Consider the following 25,018-nt stretch of genomic DNA (forward strand, 5'->3'; position numbering starts at 1 on the left):
TTGTACGGAGATCGATTCATCAGGCCGACCTGGTGAAATGAAGGCCTGCCTGACGGCAGGCCATTACCGGCCCGCACACAAAAAATCTGACACTCTCGTGTTCACAGAAGATCCCCTGTGGGAGCGAGCTTGCTCGCGATGCTTTTCAGACTTTCAACACCTTCCCGCCAATGGCCACCGCCACCAGCAACACCGCCATCAACCCGAAGGCAAAACTCAAACTGCTGCCATGGGCGATAAACCCGATCAACGCAGGCCCCGCAAGAATGCCCGCGTAACCCAGCGTGGTAATGGCCGGCACGGCGACGCTTTCGGGCATCACCGTCTGTTTACCCACTGCGGTGTACAGCACCGGCACAATGTTCGAACAACCCGCCCCCAACAATGCATACCCCACCAGCGCCGCTTCCCAACTCGGGGCGAAGGTCGCCACAAACAGGCCCGCTGCGGCCGTCAACCCACCGAATACAATCACCCGCGTAGCGCCGAGACGACGCACGATCGAATCACCGGTCAAACGTCCGACGGTCATGGTCAACGCAAACGCCGCGTAACCCAGTCCCGCATAAGCGGTGTCGATCCCGCGTTCCTGTGCCAGGAATACCGCGCTCCAGTCGAGCGCCGCGCCTTCGGCGAGGAACACGATGAAACACATCCCGCCGATGAACAGCACGATGCCATGGGGAACGGCAAACGCCGGCCCCGAACTTTCGCTGCCGTAAGGCAAGAGGTGCGGCGCGGCCTTGGCCAGGGCGATCAGCAGCATCACGATCACCACCAGCGTCGCCCCCAGCGGTGAAACCCCGAAGCCGAGCAGGGCGCTGACGCCCGCCGCACCGACAATCCCGCCCAGGCTGAACAGCCCATGGAAACCCGACATCATGGTCTTGCCGCTGGCCCGTTCGACGATCACCGCTTGCAGGTTCACCGTCGAATCCACTGTGCCAAGGCCCGCGCCGAACATGAACAACGCAGCAATCAACGCCGGAATCGACGTCACCGTCGCCAACAGCGGCAGGGCTGCACAAATCAGCAACACCCCGGCGCTCACCACCCGGCGACAACCGAAACGCGTGGCCAGAAGCCCCGCCATCGGCATCGCCAGAATCGACCCCACCCCCAGGCACAACAGCAGCAAACCGAGCGTCCCTTCATCCAGCCCGGCCCGAGCCTTGGCGTAGGGCACCAGCGGCGCCCATGCTGCAATGCCGAAACCGGCAATGAAAAAAGCGATGCGCGTGGACATTTGTTCCAGGCGTCCGGGAACAAATGCGGTTTGAGTGTTGAGGTTGGTCATATCAATCCTTGGCAAAAAACGTCGCGTACAAGGGACAGTGACTCACCGGTGAGGGTTCGATCAGCGTCCGCCCAGGTTCGCGGTGAGGCAGGGTGACATCCTTGCACAGCCTGACGGTGTTTCGCGATATGTTGAGCCCGACCAATGATTTCTTAAGGGAGGGCGCCATGGCGCGGAGGTACGATGCACGAGGCAATATCTACATGGTTGTGGCGCCTGAGGACTTGCGCAGCAATGGTATTGACATACCTGATCAGGCCAGCGACGCCGCGCAAACCCGCAAGGTCTGGGCGTTGGCGGCCATCGAGGCATGCTGTGGCTGGGCCCCCGGCACACAACCACCGGGCAGCAAGGCCCATCGTAGCGATGGTTTGCTGGTGGGGCCGTTCCAGTCGTCGCATCCTTTTGATGTGTTGATCGTGAACACCGACGGCACCCTGGCCGAGCGTAGCGGCAACGGCCTGACGATTTTTTCCCAGGCGCTCAGCGACCTTGGGCTCTGGCCGAGGGACGAGGCGTGTCTGCTCAGGGTTCATCATGACAAGGCCGATATGCCTTCACCGGGAGAAACATCGGTGAAACTGGCGCAGGTCGAAGGTGTGCACGGTTTTTGGCTGGACTTGGGCAAGCCTGCCTTCGGGCCGGGGGCAGTCAGTGCCGAAGGGGTTGAAGGCGTGGCATTCAATGGTCACGAACTCAGCCATGTGCAGCCGTTGTCGGCGCTCGATCCCGCCTGGTCTCGAAGCCAGTTCGTGCGCATCGGTAATCCACATTGTGTGACGTTTTTAGAAAGCGCCGATGCCTTGCCGGGCAATGAGCAGATGCGTGAACCGCGGTTGTCCGAAGGGCTGACGCGTATCGCTTACGCCATGCCGACCGGGGCGGGGGAGCCGTGTGCTGCTGGCGTGAATCTGCAATGGGCGATGCTTGAGTCTGAAGGGCGAGTCGTCGCGCGGGTATTCGAGCGTGGAGAAGGGCCGACGGCGTCGTCGGGTACCAGCGCCAGTGCGGTGGCTTGCGCGGCGTGGCGGGTGGGTTGGGTCAGCGCCGGGGAGGTCAAAGTGGTTATGCCCGGCGGTACGGCGCCGATTCTTCTGGAGGAAGAGCTGGGTGAGTTGAGTCGGGTCAGGTTATTCGGGACGGCGCGGTTGATGGGGTGATTGTTAGATCGCCATCGCGAGCAGGCTCACTCCCACAGGGGATTTGTGAACGACACAGATCCAATGTGGGAGCGGGCTTGCTCGCGAAGGCGTCAGCCCGGTCAACCAAAATTCAGTGCTGATCGCCGAAGAACTCCACCACCGGCATCTGCCGCTTCATCAACACCTTGCCATCGCGCACCGAATACAGCGGCAAGCCCTGGCTGCGGATCACTTCGTAATCACTGTCCGCCGACAGAATCAGCAAATTCGCCGGCCGCCCGCGTTCCAGTCCATAACGATCACCCAGGTTCATGGCCTTGGCGCTGTTGTCGGTGACCAGGTCCAGTGCGCTTTGCAGGTTGCGGTAACCGAGCATGTGGCAGATGTGCAGGCCGGCTTCGAGCACCCGCAAGATATTGCCGTTGCCCAGCGGGTACCACGGGTCGACGATCGAGTCCTGACCGAAACACACGTTCATCCCGGCTTCGAGCAGTTCGTTGACACGGGTCACGCCACGGCGTTTCGGGAAGTTGTCGAAGCGCCCTTGCAGGTGAATGCTTTCGGTGGGGCAGGAGACAAAACTGATCCCCGAATGCCCGAGCAGGCGGAACAGTTTGGCGCAGTAAGCGTTGTCGTAAGAGCCCATGGCCGTGGTGTGGCTGGCGGTCACTCGCGAACCCATGTCGCGGCTGCGGGCTTCTTCGGCCAGCACCTCCAGAAAGCGTGAGTGCGGGTCGTCGGTTTCATCGCAATGCACGTCCACCAGGCAACCGGTGCGCTCGGCCAGGTCCATCAGGAACTTCACTGAGCTCACGCCTTGATCGCGGGTGTACTCGAAATGCGGAATGCCGCCGACCACATCGGCGCCCATGCGGATCGCTTCTTCCATCAGCTCGCGACCGTTGCGGTACGACTCGATGCCTTCCTGCGGGAACGCAACGATCTGCATGTCAATCAGGTGACGGCTTTCCTCGCGCACTTCGAGCATCGCCTTGAGCGCGGTGAGCTGCGGGTCGGTGACGTCGACGTGGGTGCGCACGTGCTGGATGCCGTGGGCGGCGAGGGTCTGGATGGTTTTTTTGGCGCGGGTCTTGGTGTCCTCTTCGGTGATGGTCGCCTTGCGCTCACCCCAGCATTCGATGCCTTCGAACAGGGTGCCGCTCATGTTCCAGCGCGGTTCGCCGGCGGTGAGCGTGGCGTCGAGGTGAATGTGTGGCTCGACGAAGGGTGGCACCACCAGATTGCCGCCGGCGTCCAGATCATCGGGGCCCAGGGTTGGCGCTTCGGTCTGTCGGGCGATGTTGCTGATCAGGCCGTTTTCAAGGTGCAACTCATGCAGGCCATCTTGGTTGCGCAGGCGGGCGTTGATGATGTGCATCAGGCGAATCCTTTTATAGATCTTGTAATGGTGCGTTGGCAGTACGGGCACCCAGCACGCCGGTCAGTAACACATACGTTAGCGCGGCAGCGGCAATCCCTACCAGCGGCGCGACCCACGGTGAGCTGAATGCAGTAACGGTGCCGACTGCGTAGGCGGCCAAACCGGCCCAGTTGAACGCTGGCAACCGGGCATCGGCCAGACGTGGGTATTGACCACGATAACGGTAGAAGAAGTCCGCCATGATCACGCCGCCAATCGGCGGAATCACGGTGCCCAGCAGAATCAGGTAGGGCACCAGCATGTCGTACATGCCCAGCAGTGCCAGCAACGTGCCGATCACCGCGCCCGCCAGGGTCACGGTCTTGCGCCGGCCGGTGCGCAGCAAGTTGCAACCGGCGACGGCGAAGTTGTAGATGGTGTTGTCCTGGGTACTCCAGATATTGAGCAGCAGCATCGCCATTGCCGCCATGGCGAAGCCTTGCAACAGCAACACTTCGACCACGTCCGGTTGCTGGTAAACGATGGCACCGTAGGCACCGATCAACACCATCAGGCCGTTGCCGATGAAGAAACCGATCAGGCTCGCCAGCACCGCGACGCGTGCTGAGCGGGAGAAACGCGTCCAGTTGGTCGCCTGGGTTGCGCCACTGACAAAGGTGCCGAACACCAGGGTAATGGCGGTCGACCAATCCAGTGTCCCCGTCGGGACTACCGCGAGCAAACCGTCGAGCCCGCCGACCTTCACCGTGGCCACCCACATCGACAGCATCAGCAGCAACATCATCGCCGGTACGGCGATGTACGACAGAATCTCCAAACCGCGATAACCGACATACGCGGTCGCGCAAAACACCAGGCCGAACAGCACCATCAGCCCGAGAACGGTGCCCTCGCTCAATTCGAAATACTTGCCCAGCACCACGGCGGCAGTGGCCGTGCCCCAGGCGTACCAGCCGATCTGGGTAAAACCGAGGATCAGGTCGCTGAGCTTGCTGCCCACCTCACCGAAGCAAAAGCGTCCCATCAGCACCGAGTTCAGGCCGCTCTTGAAGGCGATGTAACCCAGGCCTGCGGCGTAGATCCCCAGCAGCAGATTGCCGACGATAATCACCGCCATCATTTCGCCGAAGCTGAACGCCACACCGAGCTTGCCGCCGGCAAACATGGTCGCGGTAAAAAAGGTGAAACCCAGCAGCACCATGGCCGTTGAGGCCAGGCCTTTGCGGGCATGCATCGGGACTTCACTGAGGGGGTAGTCGTTGCCGGGATCGTTCTGCGTCATGGGGCGTTCCTTGCTGAATGAGTGACGCGGGGGCGTGTTGCAGTGGTCGTGCCAAGCGTGGGGTGGTGTAGTTATTTATAGCCGAGCGAGGGAGTTTGGCTTGGAGAAGGGCGCGAAAGAGGTGCACCTGAAGGAATAGATGTCCCCTGTGGGAGCGGGCTTGCTCGCGAAGGCGGTGTGTCAGTCACAACAGATGTCGACTGATACACCGCCTTCGCGAGCAAGCCCGCTCCCACAGTGGATTTGGTTTCTTCAGGGGGATTTGTGTTGCGGCAGAAACCGCAGCAACGCCGCGACGATCGCTTCCGGCGCATCTTCCTGAACCAGATGCCCGGCATTCGGAATCGCCTGAAACCGCGACCCCGGAATCATCTGATGCAACGCCTGCCCGCGTTCAATGGGAATCCACTGGTCATCTTCCCCCCACAGAATCTGCACCGGACAACGAACCGTCGGGTACAGCCCTTCGGCCTCACGGGTATAACGCTCATCCATCTGTGCGATCTGCCGATAGAACGCCGCTTGCCCCGGATCGCCGAGCCACGGCTGCACGTAAGGCGCGAGTTCGTCGTCCGGGATATCGCGCTTGATCGCACCGCGAATATAAGTCGGCACGATCGCTTGCTGAATGTAATCGGGCAGGCCACTGAAGGCCGCCTCATGCTGACGCACATGCTGCACAAACGGCGAACCCCAGGGCGTCAGCGCCACCGGGTCAATCAGCGTCAGGCTGCGGTAATCCTTGCCGTTCAGCAGGTGAGCACGCAGAGCGGTGGCGCCGCCGAAGTCGTGAGCAACCACGTCTGGCCGTTCCAGGCCCCAGTGATCCAGCAAGTGAGCCAACAGGTCGTTCTGCACACCCAGTGACACATCACCCTCGAATTTCTCCGATAGCCCATAACCCAACAGATCAAAGTAATGCACCCGATGGGTGGTGATGAAGTGCGGCGCAATCCGGTGCCACACGTAAGAAGAGAAGGGCGTGCCATGCACGAACACCAACGGCGGACCGTCGCCCCGTACGGCGTAGCGAACGGAGCGCCCGTTGAAGCGATAGGTCTGAGGCAGCGGCCAGTCAGTCATTGGGGGTGTCCTCTTGGCGTGGGGAAGCCAAAAAGCATAGGCATAAAAAAACAGCCATTGAAGGCTGTTTTTATATTCACTGACGAAACGCATTACCCCCTGTGGGAGCGGGCTTGCTCGCGAAGGCGGTGTGTCAGCAGGCATATGCATTGGCTGGCACACCGCCTTCGCGAGCAAGCCCGCTCCCACAGGGGGATTTTCATCGGCCTTTAGATCGGCTTACTCGCCGTGATAGATGCAACCGCTGGTGCACGTCTCGTGGATACGAATCGCGCTGAGTTCCGGCAGCAGAGGCTTCAATTCTTTCCAGATGAATTTGGCCAGGACTTCACTGGTCGGGTTTTCCAGACCGGGAATGTCGTTCAGGTAGTTATGGTCCAGGCGCTCATAGAGCGGCTTGAAGATCGCCTTGATTTCCGAGAAATCGCGGATCCAGCCGGTGTGCGGATCGAGGTCGCCGCTCAGGTGGATCGCCACTTTGAACGAGTGACCGTGCAGGCGGCCGCACTTGTGGCCTTCCGGCACGTGGGGCAAGCGGTGGGCGGATTCGAAGGTAAATTCTTTGAAGATTTCCACAGTGATTTCAGCTCTGTCAGGTGGCGATCGCCGCGGCGATGTGGGCAGGCGGCGAGTTTAACAGTTTGCGTTTGGCGTTGCGGGAAAACACTGACTAAAGGGTCAGCAAGCGCTCCCCGAGGCGACCGCTGGCAGCCAGTTCGAGGAACTCATCGCCCATACGACGGCTTTCATCCATCGTCGTGCGCCAGTATTTCTGCCGGCTCGGGGCATCGCTCATGAAGCGTTTGAAGTCGTTGCGGTCCGGAAGTTTGCCGTAGGGCAGGCGCGCCAGGTATTCCTTCGAAGGCGCCAACAACAGGACATCCTGCAAACGCGCAGGACACGCGCGGCGCCACGGCAGGGTCTTGTCGAACCAGCCGGGAATCACCCGGTCGGTGAAATGTGGGTAGAGCACGATGTCGTTGCCGCTGTAGGGCAGGTCGAGGTGATAGTCCAGCAGACCGCCATCGCGGAACGTCCCGGCACCGGCACCCGGCAGGTCACGCACGCCTTCCATCACCATCGGGATCGAGCCTGACGCGAGCAAGGCCTGGCGCAGGTTGCCGGCATTCAGCGCAACGAAGCGCGAGGGGAAATCGTTCAATGCATTGACCGGCGGTGCCAGACGCGGATCGTGAATGATCAGCCGCTCGAAATGCCGCGACAGCCGCGCCCGGCCGCGCAGGTTGTCGGCGATCACCGATGACAGGCCCAGCCCCAGTCGGCCGCGATGATCGTCCGCCAGCAGGCCGTGGCTTTTGACCACCATGATGTTCAGTCGGTAATGAACGTTGTCCAGAATCGAGGCATCGCGGCCGTCGAGCAGGTCATCGAGCATGCGCCGAGAGCTCAGACTGATCTGCGCCATGGTCACGCCTTTGGCGAAGTTCTGCTCGGTGTAGAGGTGACCGAGGCGGCGGATACCTTCGGCGGCATCCGGCAGACACGCGCTGGCGAAGCGCCAGGAACCCACCGACGCACCGATCAACGAACGCTCGCGCGGTGCCGCTGGCAGCCATTCGCCGAACAACGCCAGGTCCAGACCTTGAATCCCCAACGCCTTGGGACCACCGGCGGCACCCGGTAGCGTGCCGACATCGGCGGCGCTCAAACCGTTTTCACGGATGCGCGCCAAGGCGCGAGGGCCGGCCTTGAGCGTCAGCGAGGGGAACTTGATGTGGATAGCGGTCATACCGGTCTCGAATGCAGGCAAGCGGGGGATTATAGACATGCACGGTCATTGTGGGAGCGAGCCTGCTCGCGAAGAGGCCGTTACAGCCAGCATTGATGTTGCCTGACCCAGCGCTTTCGCGAGCAGGCTCGCTCCCACAGGTGATGTCGTGTTGCCATCCCCAATGATGGCAATTCAGTTTCAATTAAGTTCGCCCCGTTAAGGTGCACTCCGTAGGCAACACATAAAAAAATACGGAGACACCCCATGAAAACCTTCACTGCCCTGTTCACCGCGTCCATCATCGGCATGACCGCCAGCATCGTCCACGCTCGCGACCTCGGTCCCGACGAAGCCCTGAGACTGCGCGACGCTGGTACCATTGTGTCTTTCGAGAAGCTCAACGCCACCGCTCTGGCCAAACATCCCGGCGCCAAGATCACCGAAACCGAACTGGAAGAAGAGTACGGCAAGTACGTCTATCAGGTGGAGTTGCGCGACCCTCAGGGCATTGAGTGGGACTTGGAATTGGACGCTGTCAGCGGACAGATTCTCAAGGATCATCAGGATACGTAATGAAGGTGTTTTCTTTTTCACAGCGGTGCACGAGCGGTCGAATGGCGCTGGCGCTTCTGGCTTTTTGCTCGGTGGTCATGGCCCGCGACCTGGATCAGGACGAAGCCCTGCGCCTGCGTCAACGGGGCGTGATCCTGCCGCTGGAGCAGCTGTTGCAGCAAGCGCTGGACCGCTACCCCGGGGCCAAATTGCTGGAAGCCGAGCTTGAAGAGAAACACGACGTCTATGTTTATGAAGTCGAGTTGCTGACCGCCGACGGTGTGGTCCGCGAACTGGACCTCGACGCCAGCACCGGCCAGTTACTGAAAGACAGGGAAGATTGATCGATGCGTTTGCTTCTGGTGGAAGACCATGTGCCGCTGGCCGACGAACTGATGGCCGGCCTCAACCGTCAGGGTTACGCCGTGGACTGGCTGGCCGACGGTCGTGACGCGGTGTATCAGGGCAGCAGCGAGCCTTATGACCTGATCATCCTCGACCTTGGCCTGCCGGGTTTGCCAGGGCTCGAGGTGCTGACGCAATGGCGGACCGCTGGCCTGTCGACGCCAGTGCTGATCCTCACCGCCCGTGATTCCTGGGCCGAACGGATCGAAGGCCTCAAGGCCGGCGCCGACGATTACCTGACCAAACCCTTCCACCCCGAAGAGCTGCACTTGCGCGTCCAGGCGCTATTGCGCCGTTCCCATGGCCATGCCAACCAGCCGACGCTCAAGTCTGCCGGACTGCACCTGGACGAAGGCCGACAATGCGTGACCCGCGACGGTGCTGACATCCAGCTCACCGCCGCTGAATTCCGCCTGCTGCGTTATTTCATGCTGCACCCCGAGCAGATTCTTTCCAAAAGCCACCTCGCCGAACACCTCTATGACGGTGAAACCGAGCGCGACTCCAACGTGCTCGAAGTCCACGTCAACCACCTGCGGCGCAAACTCGGGCGCAGTGTCATCGAAACCCGTCGCGGCCAGGGTTACCTGTTCGGCGGGCAAGCCCAGTGAGGTCGATCCAGCGCCGCTTGAGTCTGGGGCTGATCAGCGTGATGGTGATCGTCGGCCTGGTGCTGGCGCAGACCAGCCTGTGGCTGTTCGAAATGGGTTTGCAGCGCTACCTCGAAGCCGGGCTGCGCGACGACAGCGAAAACCTGCTGGTGGCGCTGGTGCGTGGGCCGCAGGGTTTGCAGCTGGATGAGCGACACCTGTCGCCGGCTTATCAGCGACCGTTTTCCGGGCATTACTTTCGCATCGATTTTGCCGACAGCCATTGGCGCTCCCGTTCGCTATGGGATCAGGAACTGCCGCGCCTCGACCATGCCGGCCTGCACAGCAACCTGCAATTGGGGCCGGAAGGCCAGCAATTGCTGGTGCTGCGTTCGGACTATCGGCGCTTGGGCCAATCGATTTCCATCAGCGTGGCCCAGGATTACACGCCGGTGCGCGAGAGTTTCCAGCGCATGCGTCAAGTCGGTTTGGGCCTTGGGCTGGCGGGACTGCTGCTGATTCTGCTGCTGCAACGCATCACCGTGCGCCGCGCCTTGCGCCCGCTGGAAAAGGCGCGTGAGCAGATCGCCCAGTTGCAGCAGGGCCAGCGCTCGCAACTCGATGATCAGGTGCCGGTAGAGCTTGAGCCGCTGGTGGCGCAGATCAACCATTTGCTGGCGCACACCGAAGACAGCCTCAAGCGTTCGCGCAATGCGCTGGGTAACCTCGGCCACGCCTTGAAAACTCCGCTGGCGGTGTTGTTGAGCCTGGCCTCAAGCGAGAAGCTCGATGCGCAGCCGGAACTGCGCAAGGTCATCAAGGCGCAGCTGGAACAGGTCCAGCAGCGACTCAATCGCGAACTCAATCGCGCACGGTTATCCGGCGATGCGTTGCCGGGGGCGTTGTTTGATTGCGATGCTGAATTGCCTGGGTTGCTGGCGACGTTGAACATGATTCATGGTGAGCATCTGGACCTCAGCTATGTGGCACCGAAGGGGTTGCAACTGCCATGGGATCGCGAGGACTTGCTCGAACTGCTCGGTAACCTGCTGGACAACGCCTGCAAATGGGCGGACGCCGAGGTTCGGTTGAGCGTGATCGAGACGGTAGAAGGGTTTGAGTTCAGCGTGGAAGACGATGGGCCTGGGATTCCCGAAGACCAGCGCGATCAGGTGTTCAGCCGGGGGACCAGGCTTGATGAACAGACGGATGGGCATGGGTTGGGATTGGGGATTGTGCGGGACATCGTCGATACGTGGGGCGGGGTGTTGCGGCTGGAGGAGAGCGAGTGGGGCGGGTTGAAAGTGCTAATCAAACTGCCCAAACGCTGAATAACCTGTGGGAGCGAGCTTGCTCGCGATAGCGCCAGTACATTTAACATCTATGTCGACTGTCAGACTGCTATCGCGAGCAAGCTCGCTCCCACATTGGATCTTCAGTGGGCAATAAGTCCGGGTTAAACGCGAAACTGATCCATCAAACTCTGCTGCTGATTCGCCAGGCTATTGAGCGACTGACTCACCCGCGCCGACTCATTCGCCTGCCCTGACAACGACTCCGTCACATCCCGAATCGTCGCCACGTTGTTGTTGATCTCCTCGGCCACCGCACTTTGCTCTTCCGCGGCACTGGCGATCTGCAGGTTCATGTCGCTGATCACCGTCACCGCTTCACCAATCTCGCGCAGCGCCGTCACCGCCTGACCCACCTGTTCGACACTGCCCTGAGCCTGACGATGGCTGTTGTTCATCGAACCAACCACGTCCTGAGTGCCACTCTGCAATTGCTCGATCACCAGACGGGTTTCTTCGACAGACTCCTGGGTCCGGCGTGCCAGGTTGCGCACTTCATCGGCCACCACGGCAAAACCGCGTCCGGCTTCACCGGCACGAGCGGCCTCGATGGCGGCGTTAAGCGCCAGCAGGTTGGTCTGCTCAGCGATGGCCCGAATCACTTCCAGCACCGAACCGATCTTCTCGCTGTTGGCCGCCAGGCCTTCGACTTGAACCATTGCCGCGCTCATGTCGGCCGCGAGGTTGTCGATGCTGGCGGTGGTGCGGTCGATCACGGTCAAACCGCGACGGGTGGCCTGATCCGCATCCCGCGCCGCCTGTGCCGCTTGCGCTGCGCTGCGGGCAACGTCCTGGGCGGTGGCGCTCATTTCGTGGGAAGCGGTAGCGACCTGATCCACCTGACGGTATTGCTGCTCCATGCCGGCGCTGGTCTGGGTGGCGATGGCGGATGACTGATCCGCCGTGCTGCGCGCGTCCTGCACCGAGCGTTTGACCTCGGCGATGATCGGTTGCAGCTTGTCGAGGAAGCGGTTGAACCAGCCGGCCAATTGGCCGAGTTCGTCCTTTTTGTCATAGGCCAGGCGGCGGGTCAGATCGCCTTCGCCGCTGGCAATGTCTTCGAGCATGTGCGCCACACCGAGGATCGGCCGGGTCACGCTGCGGGCCATCAGCCACACCAGCAACAGGCCAATCAACGCGGCCAGCACACCCAGGCCGAGTTCGACCAGGGTGCCGGCGGTGTTGCTTTCATCGAGTTGTTTTTTCAGTGCTTCGGCGGGGCCGACCAGGACTTTCTCCGGCACATCGAGCAACACGCCCCAGGACTTGCCACCGGGAATCGGCTGGAACGGCGACAGCACTTTGAGCTGTTGATTGTTGTGCAGGCTTGCGGTCTTGCTGCTGGCGGCGAGCATGCGGATCAGCTCGGCGCCGTTGGTCTTGTCCACGGTGTCCAGGCGCTGGCTGAGCTTGCTGGCGTCCGGGCTGTAACCGGCCAGCAAACCGACCGGGCTGATGATGCTGACGTTGGTCTGGCCATCATAGAGCTTCTTGCTCGCACCCTGGCTGACGGCTTGCAGGCTGTTGAGGTTGATGTCCACCGACAGCGAAGCGATGACCTTGCCGTTGACCATCAGCGGGAAAACGATGCTGGTCATCAGCACGTTCTGGCCGTCGATCACATAGAAGTAGGGTTCGATCACGCAGGGCTTGAGGGTCGTGCGCGGGCAGGTGAACCAGGCGTTGGCCGGTTCACCGCTGGGGCCGGTGCTGGTGTCGGCCATGTCGCTTTCCGGTAGCGCCATCGACGTCACCTTGCCCGGAGTCGGTTGCGACCAGTACAGGGCAAAACGACCCTTGTCGTTGCTGCCCAACTCGGCCTGGCCGGCGAACAGATCGTCCTTGCCGTCCAGCGCATTGGCTTCGAACACCAGCGAGAGGCCGAGCAATTCCGGATTGGCTTGCAGGGCCGACTTGACCTGGCGTGTCAGGTCTTCACGCAAGTCAAAGGCATCGAGAAAGCGTTTCTCGGCCTGGTCGCGCAGGAACAGCACCTGACGCGAAAAGCCGTGGCCATATTGATAGGCGTCCATGAACTGCTGGCGAATCCCCAGCGCCTGGTTTTCACCCTGGGATTCGATCCGGGCCTGGGCCGCTTCGGTGAGCATCTCCATGCTGGATGCTTTCACCATCTCGGAGCTGTGCTCCATGCGATACAGCGAAAGACCCACCAGCAGGGTCACGATGCCGGCCAGGCACAGCCCGGCCAGCAGGGTGATTTTCCATTGAATGGAAAGTTGTCTGAGCGACATGGAGACGTCCTTTATTCGATAAATATCTGAGACTTTGCACTGTAACGGCCGCGATTCGGCTTTCTTTAAGCATCTCCAAACCCCTGTAGGAGCTGTCGAGTGAAACGAGGCTGCGATCTTTTGACTTTGATTTTTTAAAAACAAGATCAAAAGATCGCAGCCTCGTTTCACTCGACAGCTCCTACAGAGGACTGTGTGGGCTTTGACAAGGAGTGGATGCTGCGGCACAGTGCGCGCCCTCTAATAAAACCCTCTCATTTAATCCGCTGGCGGCTCTTTGCAGACTGCCGGCCGGACTCTTTCCGTTTGCCTTGAGGTACCGATGATTAATGCTGTAATTGCCGCGGTCGGCATCATGCTGATCCTCAGCCTGTCCCGCGTGCACGTAGTAATCGCGCTGATCGTGGGCGCCCTGGTGGGTGGTTTGACCGGTGGCCTGGGCATCGACGCAACACTCAAAGCCTTCAACAGCGGCCTCGGCGGTGGCGCGACAGTCGCGTTGTCCTACGCATTGCTCGGCGCTTTCGCCGTGGCCATTGCCAAGTCCGGCCTGGCGCATGCCCTGGCAGACAAAGCCTTGCTGATGGTCGACCGCCAGCACGCCAGCGGTGGCCGTCAGGTCAAATGGCTGTTGATCGGTTTACTGTGGGTGGTAGCCATCGCGTCCCAGAACATCTTGCCGATACATATCGCCTTCATTCCGCTGCTGGTGCCGCCGCTTTTATATGTGCTGACCAAGTTGCAGCTGGACCGCCGACTGATTGCCTGCGTCATGACCTTCGGCCTGATTACGCCGTACATGTTCCTGCCCGTGGGCTTCGGCAACATCTTCCTTAATGAAATCCTGCTGGCCAACGTCGCCCGTAGCGGTGTGGACATCAGCGGCATCAACGTCACCCATGCCATGGGGATTCCGGCATTGGGCATGGTCGTCGGGCTCGCGGCAGCGTTTGTCAGCTATCGCAAGAAGCGCGTCTACGATCTGGAAAAGATCGAGCAAGTCGAACAGGTCGCGGTGCAGTACAACCCGCTGAGCCTGATGGTCGCCGGTCTGGCCATCGCGGTGGCGTTCATCATTCAGCTGTTGCTGGATTCGATGATCATCGGTGCGCTGGCAGGCTTTCTGATTTTTTCGGTGTCGGGGATCGTGAAGTGGCGTGAAACCGACGATCTGTTCACCGAAGGCATGAAGATGATGGCGATGATCGGTTTCATCATGATCGCCGCGTCCGGGTTTGCCGAAGTGATGAAAGCCACCGGTGAGGTGCAGACACTGGTCGAAGCCTCGGCCTCGTGGATCGGCCACAGCAAAGGCATTGGCGCGTTGCTGATGTTGCTGGTCGGACTGTTGGTGACCATGGGCATCGGTTCGTCGTTTTCCACAGTGCCGATCCTGGCAGCGATTTTTGTGCCGTTGTGCGTGCAGTTGGGGTTCAGCCCGATCGCGATCGTTTGCATCGTCGGGACTGCCGGTGCGCTGGGCGATGCCGGCTCACCGGCGTCGGACTCGACCCTCGGCCCGACCTCGGGCCTGAACATCGACGGCCAGCATCACCACATCTGGGACACCGTGGTCCCGACCTTCCTGCACTACAACCTCCCGCTGCTGGCGTTCGGCTGGGTGGCGGCGATGGTCCTGTAACCCGTCTCTCACTGATCAACCTGGATCTAAAGTGTGGGAGCGAGCTTGCTCGCGATAGCGGTCTGTCAGCCACATTGATGCTGAATGTGCCACCGCCATCGCGAGCAAGCTCGCTCCCACAGGAGATCAGTGTGACCTTCACTCAACTTTTGTCCTGGCGTGCCGTTAAAGCCTTTAACCACGCCAATAAAATCAAAAGAGTGAACCGTCATGCGCATGAGCCTGAAGGCTAAAGTCCTGTCCCTTGCCGTCCTCCCGGTGTTGCTCTTTGCGCTGGTCATCAGCCTGACCACGTTGTTCATTCTGCAGGAGCAGGCCCGCAAGGAAGTCGAGGAAACTCGCCAGCGCCTGCTCAGCGATGCCAAGGCAACGCTGCAAAGCTACGTCGCCGTGGCCATGACCACGATCAAACCGCTCTACGACGCAGCCGCCCCGGGTGATGACGCGGCGCGGGCCCAGGTGGTCAAGTTGCTGTCGAGCATCACCTACGGCAAGGACGGCTACTTCTTCGGCTACGACTCCAACACCGTGCGCCTGTTCAAGGCCAACAGTCCCGAAGGCGTGGGCCAGAGCTTCAAGGACAACCGCGATCCGAACGGCGTCTACGTCAACCGCGACCTGGTGAAAGTCGCCAAGGACGGGACCCACTACCTGCAATACAGCTCGCCGCTGCCCGGTAACACCCAAGTGCTGGTGCCCAAGCTCGGCTATACCGAATACCTGCCGAAGTGGGACATGGCGGTCGGCACCTCGGTGAACCTCGACGGCATCGAAGCCCAAGTGGCACTGGTCGAAATCAAGGTCCAGGAGCGCATGCAAGGCGTGGTGCTGAGCATCGTCGGGATTGCCGCCGTGGTGCTGTTGGTGATCGCTGCCGCCGGGATGCTGCTGGCCAACACTATCTTGCGTCCGCTGAACCTGATGAAAGCCAACCTCGATGACATCGCGGCGGGCGAGGGCGACCTGACGCGTCGCCTGACCATCACCAGCCAGGACGAACTCGGCGAACTGGCCGGCTCGTTCAACCGCTTCGTCGACAAGATCCACGGCCTGGTGCGCCAGATCACCGAAATGACCTCGCAACTGACCGGGTTGGTGAATCAGGTCTCCGATCAGGCCCAGCGCTCGGATCAGGCCATGGAGCGTCAGCGTCACGAGACCGATCAGGTCGCCACGGCGATCAACCAAATGTCCGCCGCTGCTCAAGAAGTGGCGAAGAGTGCGCAAAACGCCGCAGTGGCTGCCCAGCAGACTGACGAAGAAGGCCAGGCTGCCAAGCGAGTGGTGGCCGGTAGCATCGTGAAGATTCATGCGTTGGTGGACGACATTCGCAGCAGCGGCGTGTCTCTCGACAGCCTGCAAAAAGACGTGTCCTCGATTGTCAGCGTGCTTGGGGTGATCCGTTCGATTGCCGAGCAAACCAACCTGCTGGCGCTCAATGCCGCCATCGAAGCCGCCCGTGCCGGTGAGGCCGGTCGTGGGTTTGCCGTGGTGGCCGACGAGGTTCGAGCGCTGGCCAGTCGCACGCAAATCAGCACCCAGGAAATCCAGGGCATGATCGATCGCTTGCAGGCCGGTACCCAATCGGCCGTGGAAGCGATGCGCCGTTCCAGCGAGGCCGGCGACGGCACGTCGGCTCAGGCCAACGAAGCGGGCGCATCGCTGGACACCATGGCCCAACTGATCGGCACCATCAATTCGATGAACGCGCAGATCGCCAGCGCCGCCGAAGAGCAGACCGCCGTGGCCGAAGAGATCAACCGCAGCGTGCATCAAATCGCCGTGGCCGTGGACAGCGTTGCCGACGAAACCCAACTCGGCGCCCAGACCTCCCGCAGCCTGGCCGACCTCGGTCATCGTCTGGGCAAACTGGTGGGCCAGTTCCGCATCTGACGTTACTCACCGAGTATTGGAGGCAAACACTGAACCTGTGGGATCAGTACCCGGCAGGGCTGACGCAAGCTCCTACACTGGTGGTACGGGTCGCATTTGCCAGGCCCGGACGACCACAACCTATGGAGTCAGGCTCATGATCGACAGTGAAAGTAAATGCGACTGCCCCAAATGCTCCTGCAAACTGGGCGAACATCCGATCGCGCGCCACGGCAAGCACTATTGCTGTGAAGCCTGCGCCAAGCACCACGAACATGGCGAAGAATGTGCCAGCAAGGGCTGCAAGTGCGCCCAACGCTGACCACTCATCCAAAAAAAGGTGGAGCCTGATCGGGCTCCACTTTCATTTCAATTTGCCGGCCGCCACTTGACGTTTTCCACGCCGAACTTCTCCGCCATCGGCTTGCTGGTTTTTTGCACCTTCTCTCGGCCGAAGCGGGGGATTCGTCCGACCCCCGCGTCGCAACTTGCCCAATGCCAAGCCTCCGCGTTATCCATCTTGTCCAGGCGGATGATGAAAGACTTGGGCGCGCCATGAAGGGTGTATTCAATGACGAAAAGTTTTGCGTTGTTCATAAAGCCCATATTCCTCCCTGTGGTAATACAAGGATCGTCGGGGTTACGGAAAATTCAGTCGGATTGTCAGGCGGATGCCACCAGTGGCGACAAGGCCGGTGGCTCGTTACCATGCAATCTCTGAAACCCCCAATGATTGCTGCCCATGGCCCTTGCCGCCCCGCCAGACCTGAGTGACACCGATGTGCCCGTGCAACCGCTGGCGCGCACCTATCCGCGCGGCTTGTACATCGAGCCGCATGAGCATGTCTGGGGGCAGTTGCTGTATGCGATGAGCGGGGTGATGTGGGTCGAGACGCCCCATGAAGCGCTGGTGGTGCCGCCGCAACGAGCGGTATGGCTGCCGCCGGGTGTGCCCCACGGGATTCGCGTGGTTTCGGATTTGCAGATGCGCAACATCTACCTGCGGCCGTCATTGGCGGCGACGCTGGACGACACGGTTCAGGTGATCGAAGTCGGCGGACTGCTGCGTGAGCTGATCGTCGGGCTGGTGGAGCAGGGCGACGATGGCGCGCCCGAGTATTACGAAGCGCTGGTCGGCCTGGCGCTGCTGGAGCTCAGGCGAGCCCGGCGCTCGCTGCTGAAAATCCCCTTGCCGGATGATTCCGACCGGCGCCTGATGAACCTGTGTCAGGCGGTCATGGCCGCGCCATCGCTGGACATTGCCTTCGAACAACACGCCGAAAATGCCGGTGCCAGCGTGCGTACCCTGGCGCGGTTGTTCAAGGACGGTCTGGGCATGGGCTTCGCCGAGTGGCGGCGCCAGGTGCAGTTGGCGACGGCGGTGGCGGAGTTGATCCAGGGCGTGCCGGTCAGTGCGATTGCCCGGGAGCTGGGCTATTCACCGAGCAGCTTCAGCGACATGTTCCGACGGGAACTGGGCGTCGCGCCTTCGCAATTTTCCGCGAGCCAGCGTCAGGCCGAGGCATAACAAAACGTGTAGCAGCTGCCGAAGGCTGCGTTCGGCTGCGCAGCAGTCGTGAATTCAGGCAACGCAGTGCTTCAGTAATACCGTGCATGCAGGTTTTACGACTGCTGCGCAGCCGAACGCAGCCTTCGGCAGCTGCTACAAGTTGCTTTGTGGCCGGCTTTTGCGCTTTGGCCGATATTCAGAAGCACTTGGCCGGTGCTCGTCGCGACCGATCTTTAGACTCTGGACCTATCTTAATTAGCCACGGAGTCCGCCATGAGCTTCCTCATCTCATTGGTCATCGGTCTGGGCGTCGGTCTGCTCTACGGCGCTCTGGATTTTCGTTCCCCCGCACCGCCGGCCATCGCGCTGGTAGGGCTGCTCGGCATGCTGGCCGGTGAGAAGTTGTGGCCAATGGGCCGGCAACTGGTCACTGGCTGGATCTCCTGAACCGTTTATTCATTCGAGGGAAACGCTCATGAAAGCACTGCAATTCGACAAGACCGGTGACCTCGCGGCCCTGCGCTACGTTGAGGTGCCCACCCCCGTCCCCGGCACCGATGAAGTGCTGGTCCAGATCAAGGCCGCCGGCCTCAACCCCAGCGATGTGAAGAACGTGCTGGGGCGCTTTCCCTACACCACGCTGCCGCGGATTCCCGGTCGTGATTTCGCCGGTGTGGTTGTTGAAGGCCCGCAGGCACTGATCGGTCAGGAAGTCTGGGGCACCGGCCGTGAACTGGGCTTTTTTGCCGATGGCTCGCACGCACAATTCGTCAAACTGCCGGCCAATGGCATTGCGCAAAAGCCGACCCATCTGAGTTTTGCCCAGGCGGCCAGCCTCGGTGTGCCGTACACCACGGCGTGGGATGCGTTGGAGCGCAGTCTGGTGACGGCCGAAACCCGGTTGCTGGTGATCGGTGGCGGGGCGGTTGGCACTGCGGCGCTGGCGCTGGCCAAGGTGCGTGGCGCTCAAGTACTGGCAGCGGCGCGGCGGCCGGAGCAGGTCAAGGATTTGCAGGCCCAGGGGTATCAGACGCTGCAACTGGATAAACCCGAGGACCTCGGTGCGCAGGTGAACGCGGTGTATGCCGGTGGCGCTGATGTGATCTTCGACACTACCGGTTTCTGGCTGCCGGCCTCGGTCCCGGCGCTGGCCGCGTTCGGTCGCATCGCGATCATCGCCGCGCCGGTGGACGGCCTGGTGCAATTGCCGGCCCTGGCGCTGTATCGCAAGGGCGGTTCGGTGGTGGGGATCAACTCGTTGCTGTACGGCGTCCAGGCGTGTGCGGCGATGCTTGAGCAGTTCGGCACGTTTTTCGATCAGGGCCTGTTGCCGTTGCCCGAGGGTTTGTTTGAATCGCCGTTGGCCGAAGGGTTGGAGCGGTATGCCGAGGTGAGTCAAGGCAGTGGTGACAAGGTGATTTTGTTGCCGTGATTTGAAGGGCAAAAGATCGCAGCCTGCGGCAGCTCCTACATTGCATCGGCGTACACCTGTAGGAGCTGCCGCAGGCTGCGATCTTTTGATTTTGCTTTATGCCTCGGGAACACCGTTCTCCCACGCCGACCAATTCTTCAAAATCTCCTGCACCAACGGATTTCCCGTCCGGTACAGGTTCTCCAGCGCCGGCACAAATCCACCTTGATCCGCATACTTGAGCAGGTTATCCACCTCACTCTGGCCCGGGGCTGGCCGGTCAAAATCGGAACCCGCACGCACCACCGCCAGCCGCTGGACATCGACTAATCCCTCGCGACTCGCCCGCAGCAGCGCCTCATAGGTGGAGTTGTCTTCCTGCTGCGTCGTGCAGTACTCACCTTTGTTATCGGTCAGCAGTTGGGTCCAGACTTCGGCGCGCTCACTCAACCGCGTCCCGGAAAACCAGGTATTGCCCGCCAGCGTGTCGCACTGCGTCACCACCGGCGGCTGATTGGCCGGGGCCGACGGATACTTCATGCGCCACACGGCCGATTCCTTGCTCTCGCTCAGCTCGACTTTTTGGGTCAGCGCAAAGGCCTTGGCCTGCAACTTCGGGTTGAGTTCGAAGACTTCGGTCTTGTAATCCAGCGGTGGTTTCTCGTTCGGGCCTTTGGTGTTGATGCCGATATAACCGGTCGGCCATTCTTTCGGCGCGTCCCGGGAATCGATCTCCCACTGGGTGCCGAACTCCACCAGATAATGCGCCCACGCGGTGGTGCCAATGGTCCCGTGTTTCGGGTTGATCCCGGCAATCCCGGCGATCAGGAAGTAACTTTTACGCAGGTCGAATTTCGACGACAGCGCCAGGGCGAGCGTTGACGCCGCGGCGTTGGTCTGGCCCATGCCGGTGACCATCAGGCATACCTGCTGACTGTTGCAGCGAACGGTCGGGTACTCGGCGGACAGGCCTGGCACTCGCACTTCCTGCTTGAGCTCCAGCCGATCAATCCAGTTTTGTGCCTCGGGGGCGAACATGGTGATCAGCATCACTTTCGGCTGGATCGGCGCTTCAGTCGCCCAGGCCGTTGAAGAGAGCAGGGCGGCACAGGCCAGGGAAAGACGCGTCATTGCATGCATAAAACCTCCTGATTCAAACAAGACTTAAAACTGATAACCGACGCCGGCGTAGTAACCCCAGCCGTCGGAACGGGCGCGGAAGTTACCGTCGCCGAAATTCAATTCGCTGCCATCCTCCCAGTTGCCGCCGTTGTGGAAATAACGACCGACCAAGGTGAAGCGCAAGTGGGTGAACGAGTACAGCAACACGTTGGTGGCGACGGTGGCGTTGGCCGTGCGAGCCGGGTTGTCCTTGTGCAAATCCGAGCCGAAGTCGACGTTGGTGAACCCGATGTAGGTCAGTGACGCGCCGTTGCTGAAACTGCTGATCGGCACGATGTATTTGAGTTGGGCGCGATAGCCGTCCCACGAATATTCGTTGCTGGCGCCGTAGTTTTCCCACTGGTAGCGACCATAGAAGTTGGCCGACAGGTTGACCCGCGAATGGGTGTCGATGTCGGTGCCCAAACCGCTGTACAGCGTATTGGCACGGTTGGCGCTGTTGCTGCCGTGGTCATAGATCCAGTCGAAGGCGACGTACCATTCCTTGAACGGCCCGATGGCCAGGCTGCGGCCGGCGAGGTAGTCGATGGAGATCCGCGGTTCGTGCTCCATGAACACCGGCGAGCCGTGGTCCCACACGCCTTTGTCATGGCTGTTGCCGATGTCGAAGATCTTCGGGATGTCGATGTAGCCGTACAACTCGAACGGCCCCTTGCGCCCGAAGTACTCGTATTCCAGGTAGATATCGTCGGCCGGTTGCGGGCCGAAACTGATGTCTTTGCTGCCGATGACCGTCAGGTCCTGGTTGAACCAGTCCGAGAGGTACACGCCTTTTTTCGGTGGGCTCGCTTCGGGGCTGAGGCTTTCGCCCTGGGCTGATTCTTCGGCGGGAGCGGGTTGCGCCAAAACGGTGCTGCTGAGTAGTCCTGTAACGCTGGCCAGGAGCAAGGAAACAGCAAAGGTGCGCGAGCAAGTCACGCGGCTGGACGTGCGGTGCATTAAAAGTCCCTTTTCGTGCGGATCGAAGGCCCGCTTCTGCGGGCTTGCGCGGTTATGTAGCGAAAACGCTTGTATCAGCGACTCGCAAACGTTTGCACAAGGCATACCAGTTTTGCTCAAGGTACGGAAAAGGCTAGGGAATTGGTGGTTTAACTGTCCTTTCGGTCAATGATTCGCGGGACCTCAGGGGAGACGACGTTGATGTAGACTCTTCGGCACTGACTTCACGAGGTGTGTCCCCCCATGAGCGAGCCGATTCGTCTGACCCAATACAGCCACGGCGCAGGATGCGGCTGCAAAATCTCCCCGCAGGTGCTGGAGGTGATTCTGGCCGGCAGCGGGGCGCAGAACCTTGACCCGAAACTCTGGGTCGGCAACGCCTCGCGCGATGATGCGGCGGTGTACGCCATTGATGAAGAGCGCGGCGTGGTGTCGACTACCGACTTCTTCATGCCGATCGTCGACGACCCGTTCGATTTCGGTCGCATCGCCGCCACCAATGCCATCAGCGACATCTACGCCATGGGCGGCGATCCGCTGATGGCGATTGCGATCCTCGGCTGGCCGGTCAACGTACTGGCGCCGGAGATTGCCCGGGAAGTGATTCGCGGCGGGCGTTCGGTCTGCGATGAAGCCGGAATTCCGTTGGCCGGTGGGCATTCCATCGACGCGCCGGAACCGATTTTCGGCCTCGCCGTGACCGGTCTTGTGGAAAAGCGCCACATGAAGCGCAACGACACCGCCACCGCCGGTTGCCTGCTCTACCTCACCAAACCGCTGGGCATCGGCATCCTTACCACCGCCGAGAAGAAGGGCAAGTTGCGCCACGCCGACATCGGCCTGGCCCGCGACTGGATGTGCACCCTGAACAAACCCGGCAGCCGCTTCGGCAAACTCGAGTGCGTCACCGCGATGACCGACGTCACCGGTTTTGGCCTGCTGGGGCATTTGGTGGAAATGGCCGACGGCAGCAACGTGACCGCTCGCATCGAGTACGACCGTGTGCCGCGTCTGCCGGGTGTCGAGTATTATCTCGACCAAGGCTGCGTGCCGGGCGGGACGCTGCGCAACTTCGACAGCTACGCCAGCAAGCTTGGGCGTCTTCAGGAAATGCACAAACGCGTGCTCTGCGATCCGCAGACCAGCGGTGGCCTGCTGGTTGCGGTCACCCCCGAAGGCAACGAACACTTCCTCAAAGTAGCCGCCGAGCTGGGCCTGGCCCTTGAGCCGATCGGTGAACTGATCGAGCGACAGACGAACGCGGTTGAGGTGTTTTGATGTCCATCGAATTCACCGATTACCGCGACATTTTCCTCAACGACCGACCGATGATGGATGCCCGTGCGCCGGTCGAATTTCTTAAAGGCTCATTCCCCGGCGTGATCAACCTGCCGCTGATGAATGACCATGAGCGGCAACGGATCGGCACTTGTTACAAGCAACACGGCCAGCAAGCGGCCATTACGCTGGGGCACCAGTTGGTGTCTGGCGAGATAAAATCCGAGCGCATCCAGGCCTGGGCCGATTTTGCCCGGGCTCATCCTGATGGGTATTTGTATTGTTTTCGCGGCGGTTTGCGCTCGCAGATCGTCCAGCAATGGCTCAAGGACGAGGCGGGCATCGACTATCCGCGAGTGGGTGGCGGTTACAAGGCGATGCGCAGCTTCTTGCTCGACACGCTCGATCAGGCGGTTGCCCAGTGTGATTTCGTCTTGCTGGGCGGCATGACCGGCACCGGTAAAACCGAAGTGCTCACGCAGTTGCGCAACGGCCTGGACCTTGAAGGTCACGCCCATCACCGCGGCTCCAGTTTCGGTAAACGCGCCACCGGCCAACCCTCCAACATCGATTTTGAAAACCGTCTGGCAGTGGACGTGCTGAAGAAGCGAGCCCACGGTATCGAGCAGTTTGTGCTGGAAGACGAGAGCCGCGCGATCGGCAGTTGTGCGCTGCCGTTGCCGCTGTTTCAGGGCATGCAACAGTTTCCGATGGTCTGGCTTGAAGACAGCCTGGAAGGGCGGGTCGAACGGATCCTGCGCGATTACGTGGTGGATTTGTGTGCCGAGTTCATCGGCGTGCATGGCGATGAAGGCTTCGCGCTGTTTTCCGAGCGCTTGCTGGAGAGCCTGAACAATGTGCAGAAACGTCTGGGCGGTGAACGCCATCGGCGGATGTTGATGTTGATGGAAGACGCGCTGGCGGAGCAGGCGAGCAGCGGGGCAGTGGACTTGCACCGGGGCTGGATCGAAGGGTTGCTCCGCGAGTATTACGACCCGATGTATGCGTTTCAGCGGGAGAAGAAAGGGGCTCGCATTGAATTCGCCGGGGAGCGGGCTGCGGTGCTCGAATACCTGCGAGAGCGTGTTATCCAGTGAGGATGATGTCGTATTTGCCGGCCTCTTCGCGAGCAAGCCCGCTCCCACATTTGATCTTTGTCGTACACAAATATTGTGTTCACTGAAGATCAACTGTGGGAGCGGGCTTGCTCGCGAAGGGGCCCTTGCAGACGCTATAAAAATTAAAGCACCGCCGTCCCTTACGTCGGACAGGTCTGCGGACCGTTATTCAGGCCTTGCTTGTAGCTGTGGCTCACCACACTGGCCTTGCCGTTGTGCCAGGTCAGGGTGAGCACGAACAGCGAGTCGTAATCGCTGGATTCCCAGTCATCGGCGATGGTCTGTTTCTTGCCGACGGCTTCTCCAGCGACCTTGTTGATCAGCTCGGGCAGATAGCCGTGAGACCAGGCGGTGTAGATGACCGAGTTGTGATACTTGTCCTGAAGCAACTCATCCGCGAGGTCGCTGGTGTCGTTGGCCGAGAAGTTGATGTTCACCGGCAAACCGAGCTTGATCGCGCTGGGGCTGATGGTTATCAGGGGACGGATGTAACTGTAGGAATTGTCCTGTTCGCCTTCCTCGACATTGCGCGTCGGGTTGGCGGCAAACACGTAGTTGGCCTTGCCGAATTTTTCCGGCAGCAAGGTGGCCAGGTCGATGGCGCGGTTCAGGCCCTGGCAGTTGAGCTGGCCGAGGCCCCCCTCTGGTTTTTCCGCGTGACGCAGGAACACCAGCGTTTGAGTGCCGTTTGCCGGTTGGGCGCGGCTTTCGCGGGAGTCCAGCGCCAGAAACAACGCGCCGGCCGCCAGCAGGGCGGGCAGTAACAGATAAGCGCGATGTTTGAAGCGGTTGGCGAATTTCAGAGGGTTCGTCATGGAATTAGGGGTTCTTCAGCGCATTCGATTAAGGCTGACAAACCTTTACACCGCGAAATTCCTGCGTCGGGTGTTTTCCATGTCATTGAGCCGGTCCGTTTCAAAGGGGCAGTGCTCAGAGTCCTCTGATACCCATTTGGTTCGATTCCGGCACGTGCGCAGCAATGTACCGGGAATCTTGAA

The 25,018-nt window shown here is 60.7% G+C and carries 23 protein-coding genes and 3 pseudogenes; 14 read left to right on the forward strand and 12 right to left on the reverse strand.

Translation table 11 applies throughout. The annotated features are described in order from the left end of the window. Positions 1–145: 145 nt before the first annotated feature. The gene (locus ASC74_RS06095; protein ID WP_056740119.1) at positions 146–1,297 is read right to left on the reverse strand and encodes an MFS transporter; all 1,152 of its coding nucleotides are present in this window, start codon (positions 1,295–1,297) and stop codon (positions 146–148) included. 167 nt (positions 1,298–1,464) lie between these two features. On the opposite strand from ASC74_RS06095, the gene ASC74_RS06100 reads away from it, so the two are divergent. Beyond that, a complete protein-coding gene (locus ASC74_RS06100) occupies positions 1,465–2,457 on the forward strand; it encodes a diaminopimelate epimerase (protein ID WP_056740122.1) in 993 nt (330 codons plus the stop codon). A gap of 112 nt (positions 2,458–2,569) precedes the next feature. On the opposite strand, the gene codA is transcribed toward ASC74_RS06100, so the two are convergent. The 5 genes from codA to ASC74_RS06125 form a co-directional block, all read right to left on the reverse strand. Continuing rightward, positions 2,570–3,817, reverse strand: coding sequence for a cytosine deaminase (gene codA / locus ASC74_RS06105; protein WP_056740124.1), 1,248 nt, complete (start codon positions 3,815–3,817; stop codon positions 2,570–2,572). Positions 3,818–3,830: 13 nt separating this feature from the next. Further along, the gene (gene codB / locus ASC74_RS06110; RefSeq protein ID WP_056740126.1) at positions 3,831–5,102 is read right to left on the reverse strand and encodes a cytosine permease; all 1,272 of its coding nucleotides are present in this window, start codon (positions 5,100–5,102) and stop codon (positions 3,831–3,833) included. A 252-nt stretch (positions 5,103–5,354) separates the two neighbouring features. Further along, positions 5,355–6,185: an alpha/beta fold hydrolase gene (locus ASC74_RS06115; protein WP_056740128.1), complete on the reverse strand. Its 831-nt coding sequence runs from the start codon at positions 6,183–6,185 to the stop codon at positions 5,355–5,357. 219 nt (positions 6,186–6,404) lie between these two features. Continuing rightward, complete coding sequence (gene queD, locus ASC74_RS06120; RefSeq protein WP_008152165.1) at positions 6,405–6,761, reverse strand: 6-carboxytetrahydropterin synthase QueD; 357 nt, start codon at positions 6,759–6,761, stop codon at positions 6,405–6,407. Positions 6,762–6,855: 94 nt separating this feature from the next. Next, positions 6,856–7,935 carry a hypothetical protein gene (locus ASC74_RS06125; RefSeq protein ID WP_056740130.1) on the reverse strand — a complete coding sequence of 360 codons (1,080 nt, stop codon included), beginning with the start codon at positions 7,933–7,935 and terminating at the stop codon, positions 6,856–6,858. Positions 7,936–8,181: 246 nt separating this feature from the next. Here ASC74_RS06125 and ASC74_RS06130 point away from each other — a divergent pair, with 246 nt between their 5' ends. The 4 genes from ASC74_RS06130 to ASC74_RS06145 are packed head-to-tail and all read left to right on the forward strand — an operon-like array spanning position 8,182 to position 10,795. After that, complete coding sequence (locus ASC74_RS06130; RefSeq protein ID WP_056740132.1) at positions 8,182–8,490, forward strand: PepSY domain-containing protein; 309 nt, start codon at positions 8,182–8,184, stop codon at positions 8,488–8,490. Further along, complete coding sequence (locus ASC74_RS06135; protein WP_056740134.1) at positions 8,490–8,813, forward strand: PepSY domain-containing protein; 324 nt, start codon at positions 8,490–8,492, stop codon at positions 8,811–8,813. Before ASC74_RS06130 ends, ASC74_RS06135 begins: the two co-directional genes overlap by 1 nt. Positions 8,814–8,816: 3 nt before the next feature. Then, the gene (locus ASC74_RS06140; RefSeq protein ID WP_056740136.1) at positions 8,817–9,485 is read left to right on the forward strand and encodes a response regulator transcription factor; all 669 of its coding nucleotides are present in this window, start codon (positions 8,817–8,819) and stop codon (positions 9,483–9,485) included. Then, positions 9,482–10,795, forward strand: a complete 1,314-nt coding sequence (locus ASC74_RS06145; protein WP_056740138.1) for a sensor histidine kinase — start codon at positions 9,482–9,484, stop codon at positions 10,793–10,795. The genes ASC74_RS06140 and ASC74_RS06145 overlap by 4 nt, the downstream gene beginning before the upstream one ends. Before the next feature lie 125 nt (positions 10,796–10,920). Here ASC74_RS06145 and ASC74_RS32555 read toward each other — a convergent pair whose 3' ends face one another. Together ASC74_RS32555 and ASC74_RS32560 are read right to left on the reverse strand one after the other, a co-directional pair. Next, positions 10,921–11,676 carry a methyl-accepting chemotaxis protein gene (locus tag ASC74_RS32555; protein WP_442965768.1) on the reverse strand — a complete coding sequence of 252 codons (756 nt, stop codon included), beginning with the start codon at positions 11,674–11,676 and terminating at the stop codon, positions 10,921–10,923. A gap of 102 nt (positions 11,677–11,778) precedes the next feature. Next, positions 11,779–13,068: pseudogene (locus ASC74_RS32560) on the reverse strand (HAMP domain-containing protein); the annotation flags it as partial. 325 nt (positions 13,069–13,393) lie between these two features. Between ASC74_RS32560 and ASC74_RS06155 the strand changes: the two are divergent. From ASC74_RS06155 to ASC74_RS06165, 4 genes and pseudogenes are all read left to right on the forward strand, one after another. Continuing rightward, a complete protein-coding gene (locus ASC74_RS06155; protein WP_162247432.1) occupies positions 13,394–14,710 on the forward strand; it encodes a Na+/H+ antiporter family protein in 1,317 nt (438 codons plus the stop codon). A 216-nt stretch (positions 14,711–14,926) separates the two neighbouring features. After that, positions 14,927–15,697: pseudogene (locus tag ASC74_RS32565) on the forward strand (cache domain-containing protein); the annotation flags it as partial. Between the two features lie 318 nt (positions 15,698–16,015). After that, positions 16,016–16,603 (forward strand): annotated as a pseudogene (locus tag ASC74_RS32570) (methyl-accepting chemotaxis protein); the annotation flags it as partial. A 136-nt stretch (positions 16,604–16,739) separates the two neighbouring features. Next, entirely contained in the window at positions 16,740–16,904 is a 165-nt protein-coding gene (locus ASC74_RS06165) for a metallothionein (protein WP_056740143.1), read from the forward strand. A gap of 47 nt (positions 16,905–16,951) precedes the next feature. Here the strand turns inward: ASC74_RS06165 and ASC74_RS06170 are convergent, their stop codons facing one another. Then, positions 16,952–17,179 carry a DUF6555 family protein gene (locus ASC74_RS06170; protein WP_008152143.1) on the reverse strand — a complete coding sequence of 76 codons (228 nt, stop codon included), beginning with the start codon at positions 17,177–17,179 and terminating at the stop codon, positions 16,952–16,954. Between the two features lie 145 nt (positions 17,180–17,324). On the opposite strand from ASC74_RS06170, the gene ASC74_RS06175 reads away from it, so the two are divergent. The 3 genes from ASC74_RS06175 (at position 17,325) to ASC74_RS06180 (ending at position 19,524) form a co-directional block, all read left to right on the forward strand. Further along, the gene (locus ASC74_RS06175) at positions 17,325–18,110 is read left to right on the forward strand and encodes an AraC family transcriptional regulator (RefSeq protein WP_056740145.1); all 786 of its coding nucleotides are present in this window, start codon (positions 17,325–17,327) and stop codon (positions 18,108–18,110) included. 255 nt (positions 18,111–18,365) lie between these two features. Next, the gene (locus ASC74_RS30830) at positions 18,366–18,539 is read left to right on the forward strand and encodes a DUF1427 family protein (protein ID WP_082555777.1); all 174 of its coding nucleotides are present in this window, start codon (positions 18,366–18,368) and stop codon (positions 18,537–18,539) included. A gap of 28 nt (positions 18,540–18,567) precedes the next feature. Beyond that, entirely contained in the window at positions 18,568–19,524 is a 957-nt protein-coding gene (locus ASC74_RS06180) for a quinone oxidoreductase family protein (RefSeq protein ID WP_056740147.1), read from the forward strand. Positions 19,525–19,620: 96 nt separating this feature from the next. On the opposite strand, the gene ASC74_RS06185 is transcribed toward ASC74_RS06180, so the two are convergent. After that, entirely contained in the window at positions 19,621–20,643 is a 1,023-nt protein-coding gene (locus ASC74_RS06185; protein ID WP_056740150.1) for a purine-nucleoside phosphorylase, read from the reverse strand. A 24-nt stretch (positions 20,644–20,667) separates the two neighbouring features. Then, positions 20,668–21,624, reverse strand: coding sequence for a nucleoside-specific channel-forming protein Tsx (locus ASC74_RS06190; protein WP_056740152.1), 957 nt, complete (start codon positions 21,622–21,624; stop codon positions 20,668–20,670). 243 nt (positions 21,625–21,867) lie between these two features. Between ASC74_RS06190 and selD the strand changes: the two genes are divergently transcribed. Together selD and mnmH are read left to right on the forward strand one after the other, a co-directional pair. Then, positions 21,868–22,902 (forward strand): selenide, water dikinase SelD, encoded by a 1,035-nt coding sequence (gene selD, locus ASC74_RS06195; protein WP_056740154.1) that lies wholly within the window; start codon positions 21,868–21,870, stop codon positions 22,900–22,902. Then, complete coding sequence (gene mnmH, locus ASC74_RS06200) at positions 22,902–23,999, forward strand: tRNA 2-selenouridine(34) synthase MnmH (protein ID WP_056740156.1); 1,098 nt, start codon at positions 22,902–22,904, stop codon at positions 23,997–23,999. Before selD ends, mnmH begins: the two co-directional genes overlap by 1 nt. A 161-nt stretch (positions 24,000–24,160) precedes the next feature. On the opposite strand, the gene ASC74_RS06205 is transcribed toward mnmH, so the two are convergent. After that, positions 24,161–24,835 carry a hypothetical protein gene (locus tag ASC74_RS06205; RefSeq protein WP_056740157.1) on the reverse strand — a complete coding sequence of 225 codons (675 nt, stop codon included), beginning with the start codon at positions 24,833–24,835 and terminating at the stop codon, positions 24,161–24,163. Between the last annotated feature and the right edge of the window lie 183 nt (positions 24,836–25,018).

The organism is Pseudomonas sp. Root329 (assembly GCF_001424925.1).
Lineage (GTDB): Bacteria > Pseudomonadota > Gammaproteobacteria > Pseudomonadales > Pseudomonadaceae > Aquipseudomonas > Aquipseudomonas arabinosi.